Origin of the sequence: Micromonospora maritima (assembly GCF_902825405.1) — a bacterium.
Classification (GTDB): domain Bacteria; phylum Actinomycetota; class Actinomycetes; order Mycobacteriales; family Micromonosporaceae; genus Micromonospora; species Micromonospora maritima.
In genome coordinates, this window is the sequence record NZ_CADEAU010000643.1 from 1 (window position 1) to 2,633 (window position 2,633).

Annotated in this window: 3 protein-coding genes and 1 pseudogene; all 4 read left to right on the forward strand. The window is 71.9% G+C overall.

The window, feature by feature from the left end:
* A pseudogene (locus HUW36_RS30435) lies at positions 1-265 on the forward strand (hypothetical protein); the annotation flags it as partial.
* Positions 266-402: 137 nt separating this feature from the next.
* Positions 403-1,344: an ABC transporter ATP-binding protein gene (locus HUW36_RS30440; protein WP_425487282.1), complete on the forward strand. Its 942-nt coding sequence runs from the start codon at positions 403-405 to the stop codon at positions 1,342-1,344.
* Positions 1,341-2,165 (forward strand): ABC transporter permease, encoded by an 825-nt coding sequence (locus tag HUW36_RS30445; RefSeq protein ID WP_174531238.1) that lies wholly within the window; start codon positions 1,341-1,343, stop codon positions 2,163-2,165. Before HUW36_RS30440 ends, HUW36_RS30445 begins: the two co-directional genes overlap by 4 nt.
* A gap of 257 nt (positions 2,166-2,422) precedes the next feature.
* A partial coding sequence (locus tag HUW36_RS30450) for a 2-oxoglutarate dehydrogenase E1 subunit family protein (RefSeq protein WP_174531239.1) occupies positions 2,423-2,633 on the forward strand: 211 nt, incomplete at its 3' end.

Here is a 2,633-nt window from a genome sequence, read left to right on the forward strand (position 1 = left end):
GGCCGAGGTGCTGCCGGCGACGGTCTGGGCGGCGCTGGACTGCCCGGGCGGCTGGGCGGTGCTCTCCCCCGGCCGCCCGTGCGTGTTGGGGCGGATCGCGGCGCAGGTCACCGCGCTGCCGCGGCCCGGCGACGAGTGCGTGGTGACCGGCCTCGCGGTGGGCGGCGAGGGCCGGAAGGCGGAGGTGCACACCAGCCTGTACGGGCCGGACGGCGCCCTGCTCGGCCGGGCCCGCGCCACCTGGGTCGCGCTGCCGCCGAGCTGATCTCCTCCCTGAGGAGGACGGCGCGTACGCATCCCGCCTGATTGACCCCCTTGCGCCGGGTTGGAAGGCTGTGCGGGGCGCCTCCGCAACGGCGCCCCCACCGGCGTGCGTCCAGCGCGCCGGGGCAGGAGAGGAGAATGATGTCCGACGGGCAGCCACGCCCCAGTGCCGCGACCGGCCAGATCATCGTGTCCGGCCTGACCAAGCAATACAAGAACGTCCGGGCGGTCGACAACCTGTCGTTCACCGTCGAGCCGGGCCGGGTCACCGGCTTCCTCGGCCCGAACGGCGCGGGTAAGACGACCACCCTGCGCATGCTGCTCAACCTGGTCACGCCGACCGCCGGCACGGCCACCATCGGCGGCCACCGGTACGCCGACCTGACCGACCCGCTGCGCACGGTGGGCGCGGTGCTGGAGGCGTCAAGCGCGCACAAGGGGCGCACCGGCATCAACCACCTGCGGGTGATCTGCGCGGCGGCCGGGCTGCCGAAGGAGCGGGCGGACGAGGCGCTCGCCCTGGTCGGGCTCTCCCCGGCGGCGAAGCGAAAGTTCAAGGGCTACTCGCTGGGCATGAAGCAGCGGCTCGGGATCGCCGCCGCGATGCTCGGCAACCCGCAGGTGCTGATCCTGGACGAGCCGGCCAACGGCCTGGACCCGGAGGGCATCCGCTGGATGCGCGGCTTCCTCAAGGGGCTGGCCGCCGAGGGTCGTACCGTGCTGGTCTCCAGCCACCTGCTCTCCGAGATGCAGCTGCTCGCCGACGACGTGGTGATCATCGCCGCCGGCAAGTTGGTCCGGCAGGGGCCGGTCGAGCAGGTGATGGGCTCGATGACGCACGGCGCCCGGGTGCGGGTGCGCACCCCGCAGGCGGACGAGCTGACCGCGGCGCTGCGCGAGCAGTCCGCCACGGTCGACGCCGACCCGCACGGCGCGCTCCTGGTCGGTGGCGTGGACGCGCCGACCGTGGGCCGCATCGCGCTGGCGGCCAAGGTGGAGCTGCACGAGCTGACCACCGAGCGACCCGACCTCGAAGGGGTCTTCCTGGAGCTGACGGCCGGAAAGGCGGAGATCCGATGACGCTGGTCCGATCCGAACTGCTCAAGATCCGTACCACCAGCACGTGGTGGATCTTCGCGCTGATCAGCGTGCCGCTGTGGGGGCTCGCGCTGCTCTTCAACTGGTTGCAGACCGACGCGCTGGCCAGCGGCAACGTCGGCGACGTGCCGGCCGACCAGGCCGACCAGGTGCAGGCCGTCTCCAGCGCCGACAGCATCGCGGCCAACCTCTACACCAACGGGCAGTTCTTCGGGCTGCTCATCGTGATGCTGCTCGGCATCGTGGTGGTGACCAGCGAGTTCTTCCACCAGACGGTGACCACCACGTTCCTCACCGCGCCGCACCGCACCGCGGTGATGCTGGCCAAGCTGGCCGCCGCCGGCGTGCTGGCGCTGCTGTTCTGGATCGGCACCACGGTGCTCAACCTGATCTTCGCGCCGCTGATCCTGAACGCCACGGACGTCGGCGCGCAGCTCGGCAGCGGGGCGGTCTGGCGCGCGGTGGCCCTCAACGGGCTGGCCTACCTGCTCTGGTCGGTGCTCGGCGTCGGGCTCGGCGTGCTGATCCGCAGTCAGATCGGCGCCACCGTGACCGGCATCCTGCTCTACCTGGGCGGCACCATCGGCGCGGCCATCGCCATCGGCCTGCTGGCGCAGCGGTTCGGTGACTGGATCAACCAGCTCCAGCTGCTGGTGCCGTCGCTGGCCTCCGGCCTGATGGTCAGTGGCGCCGAGATCCCGGGCAACCCGCCGCGCTGGGCGGGGGCCGCGGTGCTCATCGGGTACGCGGTGGTGACCGGCGCGATCGGCGTGCTGACGATCCGCCGGCGCGACATCTCCTGAGTCGTCGCGAATCCGGGCCCCGGCCGGTGACCCCGCGTCACCGGCCGGGGCCCGCCGCCGTCTAGCAGGAGTCGACGGATCACGCAGCGTTTGCCGAACTTCTGGCATCTTCTGTGAAACGGGCCACCAGCCGGAGGCGAGAATGCCTGCGGCAATCGCACGGCGTAGCCTGGGATCCGTCTTCCGTGCCTCGGCGAACCGGGCACGGGAGCCACCGCGTGACATTCACAACCGCGTGAAAGAGGCGATTAGCGGCCGTGTCGACCCAGCAGACATCGCAGGAGAACCCACTGGCGGGTTTCGGCCCGAACGAGTGGATCGTCGAGGAGATGTACCAGCGCTACCTCGCCGACCCATCGAGCGTCGACTCGGCCTGGCACGACTTCTTCGCCGACTACCGGCCCGCGCCGGGCGCCGCCACGCCGCGCCCGGAGGCGCCGGCCAAGCCGGCCGCCAAGCCCGAGCCCG